This is a genomic window from Serratia sp. TSA_7, from assembly GCF_052692135.1.
In genome coordinates this window covers 497,020-518,989 of sequence record NZ_JBQZFU010000003.1, presented here as the reverse complement: position 1 = coordinate 518,989, position 21,970 = coordinate 497,020, and the positions used below count along the sequence as shown (strand labels likewise).

At 54.8% G+C, this 21,970-nt stretch carries 22 protein-coding genes; 5 read left to right on the top strand and 17 right to left on the bottom strand.

The window, feature by feature from the left end:
• Window position 1: 1 nt before the first annotated feature.
• The 3 genes from recX to pncC form a co-directional block, all read right to left on the bottom strand.
• Window positions 2-508 carry a recombination regulator RecX gene (recX, locus tag ACUTQW_RS14700; protein WP_004950322.1) on the bottom strand — a complete coding sequence of 169 codons (507 nt, stop codon included), beginning with the start codon at window positions 506-508 and terminating at the stop codon, window positions 2-4.
• Between the two features lie 64 nt (window positions 509-572).
• The gene (recA, locus tag ACUTQW_RS14695) at window positions 573-1,637 is read right to left on the bottom strand and encodes a recombinase RecA (protein WP_235196052.1); all 1,065 of its coding nucleotides are present in this window, start codon (window positions 1,635-1,637) and stop codon (window positions 573-575) included.
• Between the two features lie 112 nt (window positions 1,638-1,749).
• Window positions 1,750-2,238: a nicotinamide-nucleotide amidase gene (gene pncC, locus ACUTQW_RS14690; protein WP_235196051.1), complete on the bottom strand. Its 489-nt coding sequence runs from the start codon at window positions 2,236-2,238 to the stop codon at window positions 1,750-1,752.
• A gap of 254 nt (window positions 2,239-2,492) precedes the next feature.
• Between pncC and ACUTQW_RS14685 the strand changes: the two genes are divergently transcribed.
• Entirely contained in the window at window positions 2,493-3,878 is a 1,386-nt protein-coding gene (locus ACUTQW_RS14685) for an MFS transporter (protein ID WP_235196050.1), read from the top strand.
• 34 nt (window positions 3,879-3,912) lie between these two features.
• On the opposite strand, the gene chbG is transcribed toward ACUTQW_RS14685, so the two are convergent.
• From chbG to ACUTQW_RS14660, 5 genes are all read right to left on the bottom strand, one after another.
• Window positions 3,913-4,674, bottom strand: coding sequence for a chitin disaccharide deacetylase (gene chbG / locus ACUTQW_RS14680; RefSeq protein ID WP_235196049.1), 762 nt, complete (start codon window positions 4,672-4,674; stop codon window positions 3,913-3,915).
• A 152-nt stretch (window positions 4,675-4,826) separates the two neighbouring features.
• The gene (chbR, locus tag ACUTQW_RS14675) at window positions 4,827-5,690 is read right to left on the bottom strand and encodes a transcriptional regulator ChbR (RefSeq protein WP_064799519.1); all 864 of its coding nucleotides are present in this window, start codon (window positions 5,688-5,690) and stop codon (window positions 4,827-4,829) included.
• On the bottom strand, window positions 5,690-7,075 hold the full coding sequence (locus ACUTQW_RS14670) for a glycoside hydrolase family 1 protein (protein ID WP_006323654.1): 1,386 nt from the start codon (window positions 7,073-7,075) through the stop codon (window positions 5,690-5,692). Before ACUTQW_RS14670 ends, chbR begins: the two co-directional genes overlap by 1 nt.
• A 48-nt stretch (window positions 7,076-7,123) precedes the next feature.
• Window positions 7,124-8,485 (bottom strand): PTS N,N'-diacetylchitobiose transporter subunit IIC, encoded by a 1,362-nt coding sequence (gene chbC / locus ACUTQW_RS14665; protein ID WP_013811541.1) that lies wholly within the window; start codon window positions 8,483-8,485, stop codon window positions 7,124-7,126.
• Between the two features lie 11 nt (window positions 8,486-8,496).
• Window positions 8,497-8,814, bottom strand: a complete 318-nt coding sequence (locus ACUTQW_RS14660) for a PTS sugar transporter subunit IIB (protein ID WP_006317708.1) — start codon at window positions 8,812-8,814, stop codon at window positions 8,497-8,499.
• A gap of 863 nt (window positions 8,815-9,677) precedes the next feature.
• Here ACUTQW_RS14660 and mutS point away from each other — a divergent pair.
• Window positions 9,678-12,233, top strand: a complete 2,556-nt coding sequence (mutS, locus tag ACUTQW_RS14655) for a DNA mismatch repair protein MutS (protein ID WP_235196048.1) — start codon at window positions 9,678-9,680, stop codon at window positions 12,231-12,233.
• Between the two features lie 80 nt (window positions 12,234-12,313).
• Here the strand turns inward: mutS and rpoS are convergent, their stop codons facing one another.
• The 8 genes from rpoS to ftsB all read right to left on the bottom strand — a co-directional run bounded on the left by rpoS (window position 12,314) and on the right by ftsB (window position 18,875).
• Complete coding sequence (gene rpoS, locus ACUTQW_RS14650; RefSeq protein WP_004950287.1) at window positions 12,314-13,312, bottom strand: RNA polymerase sigma factor RpoS; 999 nt, start codon at window positions 13,310-13,312, stop codon at window positions 12,314-12,316.
• Window positions 13,313-13,366: 54 nt separating this feature from the next.
• Window positions 13,367-14,353, bottom strand: a complete 987-nt coding sequence (gene nlpD, locus ACUTQW_RS14645) for a murein hydrolase activator NlpD (RefSeq protein ID WP_006323651.1) — start codon at window positions 14,351-14,353, stop codon at window positions 13,367-13,369.
• A gap of 325 nt (window positions 14,354-14,678) precedes the next feature.
• A complete protein-coding gene (locus tag ACUTQW_RS14640) occupies window positions 14,679-15,305 on the bottom strand; it encodes a protein-L-isoaspartate(D-aspartate) O-methyltransferase (protein ID WP_006323650.1) in 627 nt (208 codons plus the stop codon).
• Window positions 15,299-16,060 carry a 5'/3'-nucleotidase SurE gene (gene surE / locus ACUTQW_RS14635; protein ID WP_006323649.1) on the bottom strand — a complete coding sequence of 254 codons (762 nt, stop codon included), beginning with the start codon at window positions 16,058-16,060 and terminating at the stop codon, window positions 15,299-15,301. Before surE ends, ACUTQW_RS14640 begins: the two co-directional genes overlap by 7 nt.
• 249 nt (window positions 16,061-16,309) lie before the next feature.
• On the bottom strand, window positions 16,310-17,356 hold the full coding sequence (gene truD / locus ACUTQW_RS14630; protein ID WP_006323648.1) for a tRNA pseudouridine(13) synthase TruD: 1,047 nt from the start codon (window positions 17,354-17,356) through the stop codon (window positions 16,310-16,312).
• A gap of 3 nt (window positions 17,357-17,359) precedes the next feature.
• Window positions 17,360-17,833: a 2-C-methyl-D-erythritol 2,4-cyclodiphosphate synthase gene (ispF, locus tag ACUTQW_RS14625; protein ID WP_004950274.1), complete on the bottom strand. Its 474-nt coding sequence runs from the start codon at window positions 17,831-17,833 to the stop codon at window positions 17,360-17,362.
• Window positions 17,834-17,843: 10 nt separating this feature from the next.
• Complete coding sequence (gene ispD / locus ACUTQW_RS14620; RefSeq protein WP_006323647.1) at window positions 17,844-18,551, bottom strand: 2-C-methyl-D-erythritol 4-phosphate cytidylyltransferase; 708 nt, start codon at window positions 18,549-18,551, stop codon at window positions 17,844-17,846.
• Window positions 18,552-18,554: 3 nt separating this feature from the next.
• On the bottom strand, window positions 18,555-18,875 hold the full coding sequence (gene ftsB, locus ACUTQW_RS14615) for a cell division protein FtsB (protein WP_004950270.1): 321 nt from the start codon (window positions 18,873-18,875) through the stop codon (window positions 18,555-18,557).
• A gap of 406 nt (window positions 18,876-19,281) precedes the next feature.
• On the opposite strand from ftsB, the gene ACUTQW_RS14610 reads away from it, so the two are divergent.
• The 3 genes from ACUTQW_RS14610 to ACUTQW_RS14600 all read left to right on the top strand — a co-directional run bounded on the left by ACUTQW_RS14610 (window position 19,282) and on the right by ACUTQW_RS14600 (window position 21,578).
• Window positions 19,282-20,052 (top strand): basic amino acid ABC transporter substrate-binding protein, encoded by a 771-nt coding sequence (locus ACUTQW_RS14610; protein ID WP_006323646.1) that lies wholly within the window; start codon window positions 19,282-19,284, stop codon window positions 20,050-20,052.
• Between the two features lie 100 nt (window positions 20,053-20,152).
• Window positions 20,153-20,872, top strand: coding sequence for an amino acid ABC transporter permease (locus tag ACUTQW_RS14605; protein WP_044033777.1), 720 nt, complete (start codon window positions 20,153-20,155; stop codon window positions 20,870-20,872).
• A complete protein-coding gene (locus tag ACUTQW_RS14600) occupies window positions 20,856-21,578 on the top strand; it encodes an amino acid ABC transporter ATP-binding protein (RefSeq protein WP_020438444.1) in 723 nt (240 codons plus the stop codon). The genes ACUTQW_RS14605 and ACUTQW_RS14600 overlap by 17 nt, the downstream gene beginning before the upstream one ends.
• Window positions 21,579-21,630: 52 nt before the next feature.
• On the opposite strand, the gene ACUTQW_RS14595 is transcribed toward ACUTQW_RS14600, so the two are convergent.
• On the bottom strand, window positions 21,631-21,948 hold the full coding sequence (locus ACUTQW_RS14595; protein WP_004950268.1) for a DUF3561 family protein: 318 nt from the start codon (window positions 21,946-21,948) through the stop codon (window positions 21,631-21,633).
• Window positions 21,949-21,970 lie beyond the last annotated feature (22 nt).

Here is a 21,970-nt window from a genome sequence, read left to right as displayed (position 1 = left end):
CTCATTGCGCAAAATCACGGTAAATTGACTGAATTTCTTCCTGAAAGAAGCCCCGATAGAGCAGATAACGCTGCACCTTGGCTTTCTCTTTCCAGTCCGTTGGCAGCTCGTCGCCAAATTTACGCTGCGCCACCAGTTTGGCTTGTTCACACCAGTCGATATCACAGTCTGCCAGCGCCGTCTGAGTCAGCTCTTTATCCACGCCCTTTTGCATCAGTTCCGAGCGAATGCGCTGCGCGCCGTAGCCTTTACGGCTGCGACTGCCGATATAACTGCGGGCAAAGCGTTGATCGTCCAGCCAGTTGTGCTGGTAACAATAGGCAATAACCTGTTCGATAACGGCGGGATCTACGGGTTCTTCAGGAGGAGGCGCAGAGGGGCTGGGGGTCTTGGAGCCAAATCTGGCTTTCGCCATAAATGGCTGCGCCGCAAGTTTGCGGCGCAGTTCAGCTTCACTATGATCGCGTTGCGACAGCAGGCGCATTGCGCGGCTCAGCAAATCATTCATTATTCAAGCCTGATTTAATCGACGCTGGTGCGGCCTAAACGGCACGCACCAACCTCAACAGCGATTAAAACTCTTCGCTGGTTTCAGCTTCGCCATCATCGAAGCTTTCATTGGGAGCAGTAACCAGTTCACCGTTGCTGTGCAGCAGCAGATCGCGCAGTTTTTTGTCCAACTCAGCGGCAACAGCCGGGTTTTCTTTCAGGAAGTTGCAGGCATTCGCCTTGCCCTGACCGATTTTATCGCCGTTGTAACTGTACCAGGCACCGGCTTTCTCGATCATCTTGTGCTTAACGCCCAGATCGACCAGTTCACCACGGCTGTTGATACCTTCACCGTACAGAATTTGGAACTCAGCCTGCTTGAATGGCGCAGCGATTTTGTTTTTCACCACTTTGACGCGGGTTTCACTGCCCACCACTTCATCGCCTTCTTTAACCGCACCGATACGGCGGATATCCAGACGAACGGAGGCATAGAATTTCAGTGCGTTACCGCCGGTGGTGGTTTCCGGGTTACCGAACATGACACCGATTTTCATACGGATCTGGTTGATGAAGATCAGCAGCGTGTTGGCGTTTTTCAGGTTACCGGCCAGCTTACGCATCGCCTGGCTCATCATACGTGCCGCAAGGCCCATGTGTGAGTCACCGATTTCACCTTCAATTTCCGCTTTTGGCGTCAACGCCGCTACGGAGTCAACGATGATCACGTCAACCGCACCAGAACGGGTCAAGGCATCACAAATTTCCAGAGCCTGCTCACCGGTGTCCGGCTGGGAACACAGCAGGTTGTCGATATCGACGCCCAGTTTTTTGGCATAAATCGGGTCCAGCGCGTGCTCGGCATCGATAAATGCGCAAGTTTTGCCTTCGCGCTGTGCGGCAGCGATAACCTGCAGCGTCAGAGTGGTTTTACCGGAGGATTCCGGGCCATAAATTTCAACGATACGGCCCATTGGCAGGCCGCCCGCACCCAGTGCGATATCGAGTGACAGTGAGCCGGTAGAGATCGTTTCTACATCCATAGAACGGTCTTCACCCAGACGCATGATGGAGCCTTTGCCGAACTGTTTCTCAATCTGGCCCAGTGCCGCAGCTAACGCCTTTTGCTTGTTCTCATCAATAGCCATTTTTGCTCCTTCGTTTCGCAATGCCGGTGTTACCCCACACTGCCACGGAATGTATGTTGTGCAGGAAATGTCGCTAATTATACTGTATGGTCATACAGTATCAAGCCTAATTTTACAAAAATTCGTCAAGTGCGGTTTGCAGCGCGAAGATCGTCGCCTGAAGCCGCACTGCATCACGATCGCCGGCAAATTGCATCTTGTGCGCCAGCACCTGCCCAGAGCATTCGGCGAAACCAAACCATACGGTACCCACCGGTTTTTCCGCACTGCCGCCGTCCGGGCCGGCAATGCCGCTGACCGACAGCGCCAGGCTGGCCTGCGCCGCATGTAATGCCCCCTGCGCCATCTCGCGAACCACTTCCTCGCTCACGGCACCGTGGGCGGCAAGAGTCGCTTCCGCCACGCCCAACAACTCGTGTTTCGCCGCATTGCTGTAGGTGACAAACCCACGATCGAAGTAGGCGGAGCTGCCGGCAATGTCAGTAATGGCTTTGGCGATGCCGCCGCCGGTGCAGGATTCCGCACAGGTGATCCACAGACCTTTGGCCTTCAGTTTTTCCCCTACGGCAATGCTGAGTTCCCGCAGTTGATTTTCACTCATAACCCCTCCATAGCGAATCAGGTATATGCGCCCGATAGTAGCACTTATCAATGCCTGGCCGACGGCGCGTTGACATAAATGCGCAGTGCCTCGCAGGAGAGGCAGTGTTAAGCCGCGGGTCAAACTGCTAGTATCAAATGCAACGCGCGGGTTACGAGAGGCGTTTCCAGATGAGGGATCTCACAGGGCTGTCTGTCTATGCTGCCTGCATGGCTGGCCCCAGGCAAACCAGGACAAAAGATTAGGATGATAGAGTGAAAAAAACGTTAGGCGTCTTCTTTCCGTTGTATACCACCACCCTGCTGATGTTGCTGGGTTCAGGGTTGCTCACCACTTACATCTCCCTGCGCTTAACCTCAATCCACGTCACCGGCGCGCTGATCGGCGCGATTATCGCCGCCAACTACATCGGCCTGGTGATCGGCGGTAAAGTCGGTCATTTCCTGATTGCCCGCGTCGGCCATATCCGCGCTTACGTCTCCTGCGCCGGCATCATTACCGCCGCAGTGCTGGGGCACGGCCTGACGGAATACATTCCGGCCTGGGTGGTGCTGCGCCTGATTATCGGCCTGTGCATGATGTGCCAGTTTATGGTGCTGGAGAGTTGGCTGAACGACCAATCGGAATCCAATCAGCGCGGTAGGGTTTTCGGTTTCTACATGGCGGCCACCTACCTGGGCATGTCGCTGGGCCAGGTGGTTCTGATGCTGCAGACCAATCTCGGCATCACCACGTTGTTGGTGATCGCACTGTGTTTTGCACTCTGTCTGGTGCCAATCGCCCTCACCACCCGCACCAATGCGCGTCATATGTCACCGGCGCCAATGGAACTGCGCTATTTTATCGGCGCCATTCCCAAGGTACTGGCGACCACGCTGGTGATCGGCATGGTCGTCGGCTCTTTCTATGGGCTGGCGCCGGTCTACGCCAGCATGCAGGCGCTAACTACCCAACAAACCGGCCTGTTTATGGCGATCTCCATCTTTGCCGGGCTGGTGGCGCAGTTCCCGCTCAGTTGGTTGTCAGATCACTATAACCGTACGCTGTTGATGCGCATCAATGCCATTTTACTGATCGTGGCGGCGCTGCCGCTGGCTCTGGTACCACACATTGATTTTCCGGTGCTGCTGGTGGTGGGGTTTATCGTCAGCATGCTGCAATTCACGCTGTATCCACTGGTCGTGGCATTGGCGAACGATCTGATCGAACCTGAGCGACGCGTATCGTTGGCAGCCTGTTTGCTGATGGCATTCGGCGTCGGCGCCAGCATCGGGCCACTGGCGGTCGGTGCGCTGATTCAGCCTCTGGGCGGCAACATTCTGTATGCGTTCTTCTCGCTTTGCGGCGTGTTGTTGGTGGCCTTTAGCCGTACGGTAAAAGAAGACGAATCGCAGTTTGTGCAGGATGCGCCGTTACCGCATATTCCCCTGCCGGACAGCCTGACCAGTTCACCGCTTTCCCCGGCACTGAACCCAACCTTCGATGAGCAGATCATCCACGATACCATGCCGCCTCCGGAGGCCGCACCGGATCCGGTAGATGATCAACACAGCGAAACGCCGGCAGCGGAGGAGCCCATCCCGCAGGGCGCAGACCCCGATGAAGATACGGGGTTGAAAAAGGCCCACTCGATGCTTTAATCATCGGCCCCTGCCTGGAGCCGGTATCCGCGTATCACAGATCCAGGAAGGATCCCAGGCGGTAACCGCGCTCCGCAATCGCGTTTTTAATGCCTGGCGCGGTCAATACCTCCACCTCCGCCAGCCGCGGATAGCAGTATTTGCTCTCCAATAGGGTCTTATCCAGGAATGCCGGGTGGCACATCAACTCTACTGAGCCGACGCCGCGTTCGTCGGCCCGGTCAAGCACCTGCAAAAACAGGGCTTCGGATATAGCCTCGCCATAAAAACCCGAATCAAACCACTCGGTGCTGCGATCACAACGCAACGGAATGCCTTGTCGCTCCACTGCCTGGCGGTCAATGCGCAGCGGAATGGATTTGGACTGAGCGAAGGCTTCCACCAACGGATAGATCTGCGGCAGCATGTGTGCATGATGGTGGCTGTCGATATGAGTCGGCGCTTTACCGAAAACGGCCGTAAACTTGTCGTACTGCCCCACCAGCTCATTGTAGATTTCGTCCAAATCCAACATCGCAGACTCGGCCCTTTCCCACAGCCACTTACCCAATTCCCCCCACTCATTGACCAATGACGGCATGGCGGTCAAGGGGTGCCCATGAGTCAACACAAAGTGCAGCCCCACCTGCAGCCCAGGAAAAATCCTGTTTAACTGCGCCGCGTGGTGCACATCCTCGCCATTCACCATGGCGGTAGTTGAAGAGACCACCCCGTAGTGAAACGCCTCGATAATGCCGTAGTTCTGGCCCTTGCTCAGGCCAAAATCGTCGGCGTTCACTATCAGTAACTTTTCCATTTGGCATCCATTTAACAAATTTTTGGCAAGGGAAAGCCGTCCGTCAGGTACGGCAGGTCCCCTTCTCGTCTACAAAGAAACTTATTTCATCAGGCTATGAGTGGCCTGAAAGGTATTCGGAATATCGGCGTTAATGCTTATCGGGAGCGGCCCTAAATAGGGCCGTAGAACTTTTTTCGGTAATTACCCGGGGTGACTTCGGTGAGTCTTTTAAAGTTTTTAATAAACAGGCTCACGTCACCGTAACCTGAATCAAAGGCAATATCCGACACGGAATAGTTCGTCACCTCCAACTGCGTTTTGGCGAAATTGATGCGGATTTCATTAATCACCTGCATCGGCGTTTTATGGTAGTAACGCCGCATCGCCCGGGTCAGGTATTCCTGCGTTTTCCCCGACAGCTCAACCATATTCAGCAGCGCCTTTTCGCCAAACATCGCTTTATCATGCATGCCCGCCAGCGTGTTCTTCAGCCATTGGGGAATGTCATCGCCTTCGCCGCACTCTTCCTTGTAATGCCGGATGCGGCTGACGATATAAAAAGTCAGCGTTTCCAGGAACTCGGCAAAGTCATCTTCGCGAAACTGCGGAGAGCCGACCACCGACTCGATATAGGCCAAAAACTCGTTCTTGAGGCTGTAAGCCTGCGAGGCGACAAAACAGCGCGGTAAAAACTGCAGGTAATGCTCCTCAAAGAAGACCTTGCCGACCGCCACGTTGAAAATTTTCGCGGCGCCAAACTCGTAAAAGCTTTGGTGACGTGAGCCGATAGGGATAAAAACAAAGTCTCCCCGCTCCAGCAGCACCCGCTTGCCGTTGATCTCCTGATAGCATTTACCACTCAGGACAATGGTAAACTCATAGTAGTCATGCTGATGCAGCCCGGTCGCGCTTTCCACCTTGTTATAGATAAACAGATGAAAGTCTTTGCAGTTAAAAAAATCCTGCTCCCGAATCAGCTTAACGTCGTTCGCATTCAGCGAAACCTGATTATCAGTCACCGCATACGCTCCCATTAGTCGAAACCGTTTTGTCTGGCCGTTTCGGCAAACCAGTAGCCGCTCTTTTTAAGCGTGCGCCGTTGGTTTTCCCTATCCAGCCTGACTAATCCGTAGCGATTCTTATAGGCATTGAGCCAGGACCAACAGTCAATAAAGGTCCATAAGTGATACCCTTTGCACTGAGACCCTTCTGCCAGCGCCTGGTGCAACCATTTGAGATGATCGCGTATAAAGTCAATGCGATAGTCATCCTCCACCCGGCCGGAAGCGCCGATAAAGGCTTCCTCCCCCTCTACGCCCATGCCATTTTCTGAAATATAGCAGGGAATATTGCCGTAGTTTTCTTTCAGGTCCATCAGAATGTCATACAGCCCTTTTTCGTAGATCTCCCAGCCCCGGTGCGGGTTAATCTTCCGGCCCGGCATCTCATAGTAGCTGAACAGATCTTCCGGCATCGTCACCCTATCGGTGGTCCGAAAACCTTCTTTCGCTTTAACCCTGCGAGGCTGGTAATAGTTGACGCCCAGGATATCGACAACCCCGTCGGCAATCAGCTGTGCATCCTCAGGCTCGGTCTGTGGTTGCAGCCCGTTGGCTTTCAGCAAATCCACCAATTCTTGCGGATAACGCCCTTTTGTTACTGGATCGAGGAAGCTCTTGTTCAGCAGCAGATCCGCATAGTTGGCCGCCAAGAGATCTTCCTGGCGGGTCGAGCGGGGATAGGTCGGGCTCAGGTTCAAAATAATGCCTATCGTGCCCTCGTTACCCAGCGCTCTGAAATGACTCACCGCTTTGGCGTGCGCCAGAACGCTGTGGTAAGCCACCACGACGGCCCTTTTGAAATCGACCACGCACGGATAATGCAGGTCGTTCAGATAGCCCGCCTCAACCGGCACAATCGGCTCATTGAACGTGAACCAGTGGGTGACTCTGTCGCCGAACAGGGTGAAGCAAGTCTTGGCATAGCGAGCATAGGCTTCGACCACAGCCCGGCTTTCCCAGCCGCCTTTCTGCTGCATGCACAGCGGCATATCGAAATGGTAGAGATTGATAAATGGCGTGATGCCCTGCGCTAACAGGCTATCAATCAGCGCATTGTAGAAGGCGACCGCTTTAGGATTCACTTCGCCATCGCCCTCCGGGATCAGCCGGGACCAGGAGATGGACGTTCTGAAGGTGTTATGCCCAAGCGTTTTTAACAGCAGGATATCGTCGCGAAAATTGTCATAAAACGTGGACGCCTCGGAGGGACCCACCTGATGATGAAAACGTTCGGGGGCGATTTCATGCCAGTAATCGAAGATGTTCCGGCTCTTGCCATCCCGCGCAGAGGCCCCTTCCGACTGCGGCGCAGACGTGGCGCTTCCCCACCAGAAATCGTCAGCAAAGTGATATTTCATTCAAACGCCCCTAAAACCGGGGCAGCAGACGCTGCCCCATTCCGACAGTTAGAATTTCAGCGCCTTGGCGATATCTTCTTCGCTCTCGGTCGCCTGATCGATCTGGCTTTGCGCCTTGTTGGAAATCATTACGAACGGCAGGTAAATCAAGGTCGCAACGCCCAGGTTGAAGAAACTCAGCAACATGGCGACGATGCTGCCGTTGGTGTTGAAGAACGCCCCCAGCCCGACCGGCATGGTCCAGGGCGCAATGTTGGTGATGGGCGGGATCATCCCGGTGTAATAGGCCACCGTGGTGATAATCGTCAATACCGGTTGAACCAGGATGAACGGAATAAACATCACCGGGTTCATAATCACCGGCAGGCCAAACAGGATAGGTTCATTGATCTGGAAGATGCCCGACGGGGTAGCCAGCTTGGCAACCTGACGATAGTCTTCGCGGCGTGAGGCGATAAAGATGGCGATAATCAGCCCCAGCGTCGAGCCGGTCCCGCCAAGGTAAATGTAAGAGTCGACGAACGGCTTCGCCCACATGTGGAACTCTTTGCCCGCAGCAACCGCCGCCTCGACGGAACCGTACTTGTTGTAAAGCTCCACGTTCTCCAGCGCGAATGGCGTCATGATGCCACTGTCCAACGCCGCCAGCGCCATCGAGCCATGTACCCCGAAGAACCACAGCAGCGAGGAGAACATCACATACACCCACCCCACCACACTGCCCATTTTCGCCAGCGGAGCCGAGATGCTGTCCATAATGATTTGGTGGAAGTTGGTGCCCCACAGCGTCAGGCAATAAGCCAGCACGCCCATAATCGACAGGATAATAAAGCCGGGGATCAACGCGGAGAAAGAGCGCGATACCGAGGAAGGTACACTGTCCGGCAGGCTGATCACCCAATTGCGGCGCACCACAAAGGCAAACATCTCCGCCACCACCAGGCCGATCACCATACCGGAAATGATGTTGGCGCCCCCCAGCCAGTTCGCCCCCACGGCGTAGGCTTCACCCACGCTGAACGGCGTTACGGTCATGAAGGCCGCAACGGCCAACAACGCGGCTGCCAGCGGATCAACCTTTCTTTCCTCAGCTAACGCCATACTGATAAAAAAGGGCGTCATCAGGGACATGATCCCCAGGGTACCGTTATACACGCTGCCGCCGATGCTTTTCAGGCCATTCAGCGTTTCAATGGTGGATGCATCCAGCCGCACTCCCAGGGAGAAGAAGAACGATCCCTCACCGAAGCTGAGAAACACGTTGTTGATCAGAACGAACATCGCACCGGTCAGCGTCAGCGGCATTAACCGGATAAACCCGTTTTTGATGGCATTAACATGGGGTTGCTTACCAATTTTCACGGCAAAGGGCAGAATGACCTTTTCCAACGAGGCAATTAACGTATTCACGGCAACGCCCCTTATTGGTTAGCTTTTTTTATTGTGGCAACCGCCGCCTTCAGTACCCCAAGGCCATCGAGTTTGCCGTACAAAACGGAGTCGATCACTTCGACCGGCTTGTGCGGCAACTGTTTCTGTACTTCGGCAAGCGTGTAGGCAATCTGTGGCCCCAGCAGGATCACATCTGCCTCAGCGCCTTTCTCCGCAGCCAGAGCTTCGGGATAAGCGGCAATAATCACCGGCACCTCGTACTTCTCCGCTTGCGCTTTCATTTTTGAAACCAGCAGAGAGGTGGACATACCGGCAGAACAAAACAGATAGATTTTTTTCTTTTCCATACCAAGCACCTTGAGATAATCAAAAAAGCCACATGTCATTTGTATGCCAGATGCAATGACGATTGCCCTACGCACTTTCCTTGTGAAGACTCCATGAATGTTGCCCTGGTTGCGAACAGTATACGGAGCCGCGGGCGCGGATAAGTAATTCACCGCTCTACATAACCGTCTCTCCTTGACCTGACAGCTTGACCCTCTTCACATTTCGGGCAAAAAAATTATGTGATCGGCTTAACAAATAAATACACATGACGAAATAAAAACGAAGGGAACCATTAAATATTATCTATAAACAATAAGTTGTAAATACACATGCTATATATATGCCTTATCGGCGGCTTTGTCTTATAGCCTTCAAGGTAACAGTATAAAATAGTTCATAGTTGATTATGGCGCGGTACAGGGAGCATGCGAAAATCTGTAGCGAACAGGCATTCGCCAACGGAAAGGGAAAGTAAAACAGCGAAGGGAAAAATCATGGAACTTTGGTGCCGACCGGCAGATTGACCTGTAACTTCATCCTTTCATTGCAAGCCAACTTTGCGCAAAGCTTCCAATTTTTACCTGTGACAGCGGATTGCCCACTGGGCTAGTATAGCGGTGGAAAAAGGTCCTCTATTCGTAGCGCTTCAAGTAACACGCAAGCCTCATCATCTTGATGACCCGGGCGACAAAAATTTGCCAGCCTGTTTGCCTGTCATATAAGCTCCGTTTTAGACCAACTGATTGATTTACATGAGCTATCGTCTATTTTGCTCGCAACCCACAGATTTAGTGATTTTTTGTGAAACGGCGTGATACCTAATGATGACAATGAAGATCACAATTAAATTTAAATTCAATGGATTGGAAACAGTAATCTTATGAATAGCACCGACAAGCTCGATTCGCATACGCCGATGATGCAGCAGTACCTGCGCCTTAAAGCGCAGCATCCCGAAATTCTGCTGTTCTACCGTATGGGCGATTTCTATGAATTGTTCTACGATGACGCCAAACGCGCTTCTCAACTGCTGGATATTTCGCTGACCAAACGCGGCGCTTCGGCAGGTGAGCCAATCCCAATGGCCGGCGTGCCGCACCACGCGATCGAAAACTACCTTGCCAAGCTGGTTCAGCTCGGCGAGTCCGTCGCCATTTGCGAACAAATCGGCGATCCGGCGACCAGCAAAGGCCCGGTCGAGCGCAAAGTCGTGCGTATCGTCACGCCCGGCACCATTACCGACGAGGCGCTGCTGCAGGAGCGCCAGGATAACCTGCTAGCGGCGATCTGGCAGGACGCAAGAGGCTTTGGCTACGCCACGCTGGACATCAGCTCCGGTCGTTTTCGCGTCGCCGAACCGGAAGACATTGAAACCATGGCGGCCGAGTTGCAGCGCACCAATCCTGCCGAGCTGCTTTATCCGGAAACCTTTGAACACATGGCGCTTATCGAGAAGCGCCACGGCCTGCGCCGTCGTCCATTGTGGGAGTTTGAACCCGAAACCGCACGCCAGCAGCTTAACCTGCAATTTGGCACCCGCGATCTCACAGGTTTTGGCGTGGAACAGGCCCATCAGGCATTGCGTGCCGCCGGCTGTCTGTTGCAGTACGTCAAAGATACTCAGCGCACGGCATTGCCGCATATCCGTGGCATCACCATGGAGCGTCAGCAAGACGGCATCATCATGGATGCCGCAACGCGTCGTAACCTTGAACTGACCCAGAGCCTGTCTGGCGGCAGCGACAATACGTTGGCGGCCATTCTCGATCGCTCCGTAACGGCGATGGGCAGCCGTATGTTCAAGCGTTGGCTGCATATGCCGACCCGCGACATCAAGGTGCTGAACAACCGCCAGCAGGCGATTGGCGCGCTGCAGGATCTGTATGCCGATCTGCAGCCTTCGCTGCGGCAGGTGGGCGATCTGGAACGCATACTGGCGCGTCTGGCGTTGCGTACTGCCCGTCCGCGCGATTTGGCACGCATGCGCCATGCATTCCAGCAATTGCCGGATATTCACGCTCTGCTCCAGGGTGTGGAAACTCCGCATGTGCAACATCTGTTGTCGCAAGTCGGCCAGTTTAATGAACTGCAGGATCTGCTGGAACGAGCGGTGGTTGAAGCCCCGCCTGTGCTGGTGCGCGACGGCGGCGTCATCGCCCCCGGTTACAACAGCGAGCTGGATGAGTGGCGCGCATTGGCCGACGGCGCCAGCGACTATCTCGACCGGCTGGAGATCCGCGAACGCGAAAAGCTGGGGCTGGACACGCTGAAGGTGGGGTTCAACGGCGTGCACGGCTATTACATCCAGGTCAGCCGCGGACAAAGCCACCTGGTACCTATCCACTACGTACGCCGCCAGACGCTGAAAAACGCCGAACGCTATATTATTCCTGAACTGAAAGAGTATGAAGATAAGGTCCTGACCTCCAAAGGCAAAGCGCTGGCGATCGAGAAAGGCCTGTATGACGAACTGTTCGATTTGCTGCTGCCGCACCTCGGGGAATTGCAGCAAAGTGCCGCTGCGCTGGCTGAACTGGACGTGCTGGCTAACCTGACGGAGCGTGCGGAAACGCTGAACTATACCTGCCCGACCATGAGCGAGCAGCCGGGCGTACGCATTACCGAAGGCCGACACCCGGTGGTGGAGCAGGTGCTGAGCGAGCCGTTTATCGCCAACCCGCTGTCGCTGTCGCCTCAGCGTCGAATGCTGATCATTACCGGCCCCAACATGGGCGGTAAAAGTACCTATATGCGTCAAACGGCGCTGATCGTTCTGATGGCGCACATCGGCAGCTACGTGCCGGCTGCCAAAGCCGTTATCGGCCCGGTGGATCGTATCTTTACCCGCGTTGGCGCCGCGGACGATCTGGCCTCCGGCCGCTCTACCTTTATGGTGGAGATGACCGAGACCGCCAATATTCTGCATAACGCCACCGAGCACAGCCTGGTATTGATGGATGAAATCGGTCGCGGCACGTCGACCTACGACGGCCTCTCCCTGGCCTGGGCCTGCGCCGAGAACCTGGCCAGCCGCATTAAGGCCATGACGCTGTTCGCCACCCATTACTTCGAACTGACGACCCTGCCGGAGAAAATGGAAGGTGTGGTTAACGTTCACCTGGATGCGCTGGAACATGGCGACACCATCGCCTTCATGCATAGCGTGCAGGACGGCGCGGCAAGTAAAAGCTATGGTCTGGCGGTTGCGGCGCTGGCCGGTGTGCCGCGCGAGGTGATCAAACGCGCACGCCAGAAGCTGCGTGAGCTGGAGGCCATCTCCAGCCATACCGCCTCCGGAACCGTTGACGCCACACAGATGACGCTGCTGAATGAAGAAACCTCACCGGCGGTAGAAGCGCTCGAGGCGCTGGACCCGGACTCTCTGTCGCCGCGCCAGGCGCTGGAGTGGCTTTACCGCCTGAAGAAGATGGTGTAAACCCGCCAACGCTACGGGCATAAAAAAACGGTGAGCATTATGCTCACCGTTTTTATTTTGATGCGATTCAACTGCCGACGTTATTCGCGGAACAGCGCCTCAATGCTCAGGCCCTGCAACTGCAGAATTTCACGCAGGCGACGTAAACCTTCAACCTGGATCTGACGTACACGTTCGCGAGTCAGGCCAATTTCACGGCCCACATCTTCGAGCGTCGCCGCTTCGTAACCCAACAGGCCGAAACGACGAGCCAGCACTTCACGCTGTTTGGCGTTCAGTTCGAACAGCCACTTAACGATGCTCTGTTTCATGTCATCGTCTTGCGTGGTGTCTTCCGGACCGTTATCTTTCTCGTCAGCCAGAATGTCCAGCAGCGCTTTCTCTGAATCACCGCCCAACGGCGTATCGACGGAAGTGATACGTTCGTTCAGACGCAGCATACGGCTGACGTCATCGACCGGCTTGTCGAGTTGCTCGGCAATCTCTTCAGCGCTCGGTTCATGATCCAGTTTATGAGAAAGCTCGCGCGCCGTGCGCAGATAGACATTCAGTTCTTTAACGATATGGATAGGCAAACGGATGGTTCGGGTTTGGTTCATTATCGCCCGTTCAATCGTCTGACGGATCCACCAGGTTGCGTAAGTTGAGAAACGGAAACCGCGTTCCGGGTCAAACTTTTCCACTGCACGGATCAGGCCGAGGTTGCCCTCTTCAATCAGATCCAGCAGCGCCAGGCCGCGATTACTGTAGCGGCGGGCTATTTTCACCACCAGCCGCAGGTTGCTTTCGATCATTCGGCGGCGGGACGGCACGTCACCGCGCAGTGCACGCCGCGCAAAATAAACCTCTTCCTCTGCGGTAAGCAGCGGAGAATAACCGATTTCACCCAGATAGAGCTGCGTCGCATCCAATACGCGTTGGGTAACGCCTTGAGACAGCAACTCTTCTTCCGCTAAATCACTCTCACTGGCCTCTTCTTCGACCAGTGCTTTTTCGTCGAATGACTCCGCTTCCGTTGCGTTCTCGTCGAAATCCGCATCATCCTGTAACTCGTTAACTTTCAGCGTATTTTGGTTCATATGCTGCTCCTACCCGTGATACCGCGAGCAGAATATCAGCGTATTCTGCCCAATCTATCGCTGCGGAAGAAAACGCAGCGGGTTTACGGATTTCCCCTTGTAACGAATTTCAAAATGCAAACGTACTGAACTGGTTCCGGTGCTACCCATGGTGGCTATTTTTTGACCCGCCTTCACTTCTTGTTGTTCCCGGACCAGCATTGTGTCGTTGTGAGCGTAGGCGCTCAGGTAATCATCATTGTGTTTGATGATGATCAGATTACCGTAACCCCGTAAAGCGTTGCCTGCGTACACTACGCGACCATCGGCGGTAGCGAAGATAGGCTGCCCACGGGAGCCGGCGATATCGACACCTTTATTCCCACCTTCTGATGAGGAAAAGCTATCAATAATCTTACCGTCAGTTGGCCATCTCCAGCTACTCACTGGCGAGCTGTTACTGACGGTGCTGCTCACTGGTGGAGCAACGACCGGTGCGGTAACAGGTGCTGCTGCGGTGGTTGCCGCTACTGCACCCGCTGCAGGTAACATTTTACCTACATTCTGTTTACCCGAATTATCAGAATACGCGTTAGTTGATGGAGAATCAACCGTTGCAGTTTGTATCTGCGTAGTGGAAGGCGGCTTCGGAACACCGCCGCGGGTTGCGTCTGTCGCCGCCAGCATGCCACCGTTTCCGTTCGCAGAACCATTACCAAGCTGAATGCTTTGACCCACATTCAAACTGTATGGCTCAGGAATATTATTACGTTGCGCCAGGTCACGGAAATCGTTCCCGGTGATCCACGCGATGTAAAATAGCGTATCGCCTCGTTTTACCGTGTAGGTATTACCGCTGTAGCTCCCTTTGGGGATTGAATTGTAACTGCGGTTGTAAACGATACGCCCTTCAGGGCTGGCGTTTGCTCCGGCGTTGCCGGATGCAGCGGCTCCGCCACCGCCCACACTACTGATAGGGGCTGATGTCGATGCATCATTCGTACAACCCGCCAACCACAAACTCACCATCGTACACACCGCAACCCGGCGTAAAGTAATCATTGGGCTTCCCGTGCTCATGCTTCCCCCATGACAGCAATATCAGCGATATATCCAAAATACCCTTTACATCGTAGCTGAGCTTTTACCACTCTCTCAGTTTCTGCGATGAAAGGTGCCCGCGGCCGATCCCTGAATGCCAGGAAATCTCCTGCCGGAGCCTCAAAACAGCGCGCCAATGCTAACCACATTAGCGATGCCGCACCATAAGACAACTACGCAGAAAGGCAATTGTATTGAAAATTAACTTTATTGAAACGTTAAAACCTTAACCAGGCGTGATGAAAGTGCAACAGATTTCGTTTTACGCCTAAAATTCAGACAATCCTTAGGCCAGCTCACCCTTCACCAGCGGCACAAAACGCACCGCTTCGACGGTATCGATGACAAAATCATTACCCTGACGTTGAATACGCTTGAGAGTTTGGGTCTGTTCGCCCACCGGCAATACCAGAATGCCGCCATCGTCGAGTTGCTCCATCAGCGCCGGTGGGATCTCCGGCGGCGCTGCAGTCACGATAATGGCATCAAACGGGCCGCGCGATGCCCACCCCTGCCAGCCGTCGCCATGACGCGTGGACACGTTGTGAAGATCGAGCTGTTTCAAGCGACGCTTGGCCTGCCATTGCAGCCCTTTGATACGTTCGACGGAACAGACATGTTGCACCAGATGCGCCAGGATAGCGGTTTGATAGCCGGAGCCTGTACCGATCTCCAGGACTCTCGACGTTGGCGTCAGATTCAACAATTCGGTCATTCGCGCAACCATATAAGGTTGGGAAATGGTTTGGCCTGAGCCGATAGGCAGCGCAGTATTTTCATAGGCTTTGTGTTCAAGCGCTTCGTCAACAAAGCGTTCACGCGGTACCGCCTCTATCGCTTGCAGCAACCGTTCTTCCTGGATCCCCTGTTGACGCAGTTGCGTCAGCAATGTTTGCATACGCTTGTTCACCATTCCCCGCCAACCCCTGCTTTGGTTAACCACGTTTTTACCACGTCCTGGGCCGCATAGGCGGTTAAATCCACCTGCAATGGCGTAATCGCCACATACCCTTGCTCCACCGCGGCGAAATCCGTGTCTGGCCCGGCATCAAACTTATCACCCGGCGGCCCAATCCAATAGAGGTTTTGCCCACGCGGATCTTGCTGGCAGAACACTTTGTCGGCCGGGTGACGGCTGCCGCAACGGGTCACGCGAATGCCTTTGATCTGGTCCAGCGGTAAATCCGGTACGTTAATATTCAGAATTTTTCCCGTTCGCAACGGTTCACGCTGTAAAGCGCGCAGCACGCGGCAGGTGATCGCAGCTGCAGTAGCGTAATGCTGATGGCCATTCAACGACACGGCCAACGCGGGCAAGCCCAAATGGCGCCCCTCCATGGCGGCCGCTACGGTACCGGAATAAATAACGTCATCGCCAAGATTGGGGCCGGCGTTGATGCCGGAAACCACGATGTCCGGCGCAGGCTGCATCAGGGCATTCACGCCCAGATACACGCAGTCGGTCGGCGTTCCCTGCTGCACTGCAATGTCACCGTTGGGCAACGTCAGGGTACGCAGCGGTGATTCCAGCGTCAGCGCATTCGAAGAGCCGCTGCGATTACGATCGGGCGCCACAACCTGCACCTCAGCGAATTCCCGTAGCGCCGCCGCCAGCACCTGGATACCAGGGGCGGTAACACCGTCGTCATTACTCAGCAATATCCGCATAAGAGGTTGTCTTCTTTTATCTCTCTCACCCACGCAGCGTTTCACGCAGCCTGGCATTTAAATACCCGCAATAGCCGCCCAAAAGGCGGTACTTAACCAGCAGATATTATGTTTACTCCCCCCGGCGTGTCCAGTAACCAAGGGAAAGACGAATTTTGACCGTCCAGCCACTGGCAGGTCAAAAGCCCCCAAGTTTCGCGGTCACCATTCGCCAGACGAAAAAAAACCTGCGTCTGCAGGTTTTCTTTATTACTCGCTAATGTCCGCGTCACTGCTCTCTTGCCGCATGATTTCGCGCACCACGCTGGTGGCAAAACTGCCGGCCGGCAGCCAAAAACGCAATTCAACGGTGGCATCGTCCCACCAATTCCACTGCATCTTTTGCGGCTGCAGCAACAACGCGCGACGAGCCGGATCAACGCGTTCCCGCTTTAACAACGCCATCAGCTCCGGCTGTTCCGCCAAACATTGTTGTTCAACGTTCAGCGCTTCCCCGGCGGTGCCCGGTTCGCCGTCGCCCGGCAACGGTGCGGTAATCAACAGCTCACCGGCATCCAGCCGCTGCTGCAACTCAGCCAGTTCGTCCGGTTTGGCGACAAACCAACTGCCGCGGCCGGTAAGTTGCAGCGCATCCCCTTCCAGCACCGTGCGGTGCTGTTGATTGGCCAAGCGCCGGCTGGCGATCAGGTTAAACAGCGCGCTGCGGCTGGCGGAAAGATAAAAACTGCGCTTGCTGCGTTCTTTAACCCGGATCTCATCATTCGCCCAGCGACGCGCCATGACCAGGTTATTGCCACCGCGACCAAAACGCTGGCTGCCGAAATAGTTCGGCACGCCACCCGCCGCAATGGCCTGCAGGCGCTGTTCCACATCCTGTCGATCGGAGATCTGACGCAGCACCAGAGTGAAAGCATTGCCTTTCAGCGTACCGATGCGCATTTTTCGCAGATGGCGGGCACTGGCCAGCACTTCGCAGCCCTCCAGCGAGAACTGGCTGAAATCAGGCGTTTCTTTGCCCGGCAGATGCAGGCAGAACCATTGTTCGGTCACCGCATGGCGATCTTTCAGGCCGGCGTAGCTGACAGAACGGGCGTGAATGCCGGCGAAACGCGCCAGATAATCGGCGACAAACTGGGTGTTACATCCGTTCTTGCGGATGTTCACCAGCACATGTTCGCCTTCTCCGTCCGGTTCAAAGCCCAGATCTTCCACCACCACGAAATCTTCCGGGCTGGCTTTCAGCACGCCTGTGCTTTGCGGCTGGCCGTGCAGCCAGGTCAAATTAGCCATATCCATGCGTTATTCCTTGATCAACAAGGCAACCGCTTCGCAGGCAATGCCCTCGCCACGCCCGGTAAAACCAAGCTGTTCGGTGGTTGTGGCTTTCACGTTAACGTCGTCCATATGGCACTGCAGGTCTTCCGCCAGGAAAATGCGCATCTGCGGAATATGCGGTGCCATTTTGGGCGCCTGGGCAATAATAGTGATATCCAGGTTCCCCAGGCGATAACCTTTGGCGCGGATGCGTTTCCAGGCTTCACGCAGCAGCTCACGGCTGTCGGCGCCTTTGAAGGCCGGATCGGTGTCCGGAAACAGTTTACCGATATCCCCAAGCGCCGCCGCTCCCAGCAGGGCATCCGTCGCCGCATGCAGGGCCACGTCTCCGTCCGAATGGGCCAGCAACCCTTTTTCATAAGGGATGCGAACACCACCGATCACCAGCGGCCCTTCGCCACCAAATTTATGTACGTCAAAACCGTGACCGATACGCATGATGCGCTCCTTAATCGTCTAACTGGGTTAAATAGAACGCCGCCAGCGCCAAATCCTCCGGCCGCGTCACTTTAATATTGTCCGAGCGCCCGGCAACCAGCAGTGGGTGATAACCGCAATGCTCCAGCGCAGAGGCTTCATCGGTGACCGTCGCTCCGTCGTCCAGCGCGCGCTGCAAACAAAGCTTGAGCAATTGCAGCGGGAAGAGTTGCGGCGTCAGCGCATGCCACAGGTCCTGACGTTCAACGGTATGAGAGATAGCTGCGTGGCCGGGCTCCGCCCGCTTCATGGTGTCGCGCACCATTGCCGCCAGAATGCCGCCAACGTTGCTGTGTTCGGTGATCGCCAGCAGACGATCGAGATCTTCTGCATGCAAGCAGGGGCGTGCGGCGTCATGCACCAGCACCCAATCGGCCTCACCCGCCAATTGCAACCCGGCCATTACCGAATCGGCGCGCTGCCGGCCGCCAATGGTCACCCGTACTCGGGGATCCTGGGCAATAGGTAACTGGCCAAACTGCCGATCCTCAGGACCGATCGCCACAATCACCTGCGGAATGCGCGGATGACGCAGCAGGGCATGGATCGCATGTTCGAGAATGGTTTGCTTACCGATGGTCAAATACTGTTTCGGGCAATCCGCCTGCATGCGGCTGCCGATACCGGCAGCGGGCAGGACGGCAATCACCGAGGGAAAGGTGCCTGCAGAGTGATTCATTCGTTACTTTTGTACGTTATTTTGCGAGGAGGACGCCGCGTTGCGTCTTGATTGATCAGGAACCAGACGATAGAAGGTTTCACCGGGCTTAATCATGCTCAGTTCATTGCGCGCACGCTCTTCGATCGCTTCCTGACCACCGTTCAAATCGTCGATTTCGGCAAACAACTGATCGTTACGCGCTTTCAATTTAGCATTGCTGCCCTGTTGGAGCGCAACATCTTCATTGACCCGCACGTAATCGTGAACACCATTTTTACCCAGCCACAGTGAATACTGTAACCATCCGAGCAATGCCAGCAATAGCAGCGTAAGTTTTCCCATCTCCGCCCCCTGAAAAACCGACCAATCATCCCACAACTTTTCGTTGGACTCCACACTGAGAGCGGCATTCACCGCCAAATTCAGAGTAAGGATGAGAATTTACTGAGTTTATAACCTAAATTCGCGCTGAAAGCGGTAAAAAAAGCCCATTTCATCTCAGAAAAACCAACCAGCGCCCCCGCATTTTTCCCCTTCAGCGTTTTTTCCGGTTATGCAGCAAGAAAAACTGGCTACACGCTAATTTCACCAAAGCATTCGCCACCGGCAAGCACAAACTGCATATTTAACACCATTGAAAATTTCATCATTAGGTAGGAGTTGTATTTTTATTCATTAAATATTATTTTTATGCACTCATAGTGCATAAATAAATCCAATGAATCATTTCTAATTACCGGGGATAGCGATGTTTAAATCTTTAGTTGTGATTGGCGCCTGTCTGGCCGCCACCCTGTCGGCCTCAGTCCTGGCGGCTGAGCCTACCTACGTCGTCGGCTCTGGCGGCACCTACCGTCCGTTCGAATTCGAAAACAGCAGCAAACAGCTGGAAGGCTTTGATATCGATATTATCAAGGCCGTGGCCAAGGCCGAGAACTTTCAGGTCAAACTGGTGAATACGCCGTGGGAAGGTATTTTCGCAACGCTGAACTCCGGCGATCGCGACATCATTATTTCCGGCATCACCATTACCGACAAACGCAAACAAATGGTTGATTTCTCTGTACCCTACTTCCCGGCAGAGCAGGCTATCGTGGTCCCCAAAGACTCCAGCGTCGACTCTATCGCCGCCTTGAAAGCGCTGAAGGTCGGCGTAGTCAACTCCAGCACCGGCGACATCGTGGTGTCCGACGTGTTAGGCAAAAACAACACCGCCATCAAACGTTTCGACAATACCCCGTTAATGCTGCAAGAGCTGTATGAAGACGGTATCGGCGCGGCCGTGGGCGACGTCGGCGTGGCCAAGTTCTACATCAAAACTCATCCGGAAAAAGAGTTCAAACTGGTGTCCGATGCCAAATTCGAACGTCAGTATTTCGGTATCGCCGTGGCCAAAGGCAATGACGAACTGCGCGGCAAAATCAACGCCGGCCTGAAGAAAATCATCGCCGACGGCACCTACGCCAAAATCTACCAGACCTGGTTTGACAGCAATGTCCCCACGCTGCCCGCCGAATAATAGGCCGGCGCTCGTCAGCGCAGCAGCCTGAAAACTTTTTAAGAAGGAACCGACCTTGAATTTCCGTTGGGAGATAATCCAGGAGTACGCCCCGCTGTTTATGGAAGGCGCCTGGATGACCATCAAATGCACCATTATCTGCGTAATACTGGGCACCACCTGGGGGCTTATCCTCGGGCTCGGCCGCCTGGCACAGGCACCACACGGCATCTGGAAACCGATACTGCATTATGGCGTTCAGTGGCCGGTGCGCATCTACATCAGCGCCTTCCGCGGTACGCCGCTGTTTGTCCAGATTATGGTGGTGCATTTCGCGCTGGTGCCGCTGTTTATCAACCCTCGTGACGGTCTGCTGGTCACCAGCGGTCTGATGAGCACCGATTTCGCCCGCGCGCTACGCTCCGATTACGGCGCATTTCTCTCCTGCGTGGTGGCGATTACGCTTAACGCAGGTGCCTACGTCTCGGAAATTTTCCGCGCCGGCATTCAATCTATCGATCGCGGCCAGATGGAAGCTTCACGTTCGCTGGGCATGAGCTACGGCAAAACCATGCGCAAAGTGATCCTGCCGCAGGCGTTTCGCCGCATGCTGCCGCCGCTGGGCAACAATGCCATTGCCATCGTCAAAGACTCTTCGCTGGCCTCCGCCATTGGGCTTGCCGATCTGGCCTATGCCGCCCGCACGGTTTCCGGCGCCTATGCCACCTATTGGGAGCCCTACCTGACCATTTCGCTGGTCTATTGGGTCCTCACCTTCCTGCTTTCGCTGATGGTGCAACACATGGAAAAGAGGTTCGGGAAAAGTGATTCGCGTACATAACCTGCAAAAACAATTCGGCGAAAGCCACGTGCTGCGTGGTATTTCCTGCGAAATCGCAGCCAACGAAGTGGTCTGCGTCATCGGTCCCTCCGGCTCCGGTAAAAGTACCTTCCTGCGCTGCATCAATGCGCTGGAAACGCTGTCCGGCGGTGAGATCCTGGTGAACGGTTTTACCATACACAGCCAGAAAACCGATCTCAATAAAATGCGAGAAAGCGTCGGCATGGTGTTTCAACGCTTTAACCTGTTCCCGCATATGACGGTGCTGGAAAACATCATCATGGCGCCGATGGGGGTGAAAAAGCTGTCGCGCGCAGAGGCCATACTGCGGGCAGAAGCGCTGCTGCAAAAGGTGGGCCTGCTGGACAAAATTGACGCCTATCCCAACAGCCTGTCCGGCGGTCAACAACAGCGGGTAGCCATTGCTCGCGCGCTGGCGATGGAACCGAAAATCATGCTGTTCGACGAACCGACCTCCGCGCTCGATCCCGAGTTGGTCGGCGAAGTGCTGGCGGTGATGAAATCATTGGCGCACGAAGGCATGACGATGGTGGTGGTGACGCATGAAATGGGCTTTGCCCGTGAAGTGGCCGATCGGGTGTTGTTTATCGATCAGGGGATCATCCAGGAAGAAGGCATACCACAGCAGATTTTCAGCCAGCCGGCCAATCCACGCACTCAGGCTTTTCTGAGCAAAGTTTTGTAACCTTCGGCACGGCTTTGCAATGCTTCGGGCGCAGGTAACTGCGCCCTTCCCCTCACCAACCGGTCAAAAAGCTGAATACCAGCCAGAACAGGCACAGCACGATCACACCGGTCAGCAGCAACGTCAGCAGCAGCCTGCCGCGCAGCAACATGCTGAGCGTGATGCCAATCAGCACCGAAACCGGCATCAGAGCCAGGAAGAACGGCCAGGTGTAGAGCAGAAAGAACAGGGTGTTGGAACCGTAAACCAGAAACGGCACCGCGAACGCCAGCCAGTAGAAAACAAAGCCGCAGACGCCGCCCAGGAAAGAATACGAGGGTTCCTCTTTTTCAAGCGTAGAGTCGATCAAGACAGGCGAGACATTTTGCATAGTAATCCCTGGTTATTCGGCG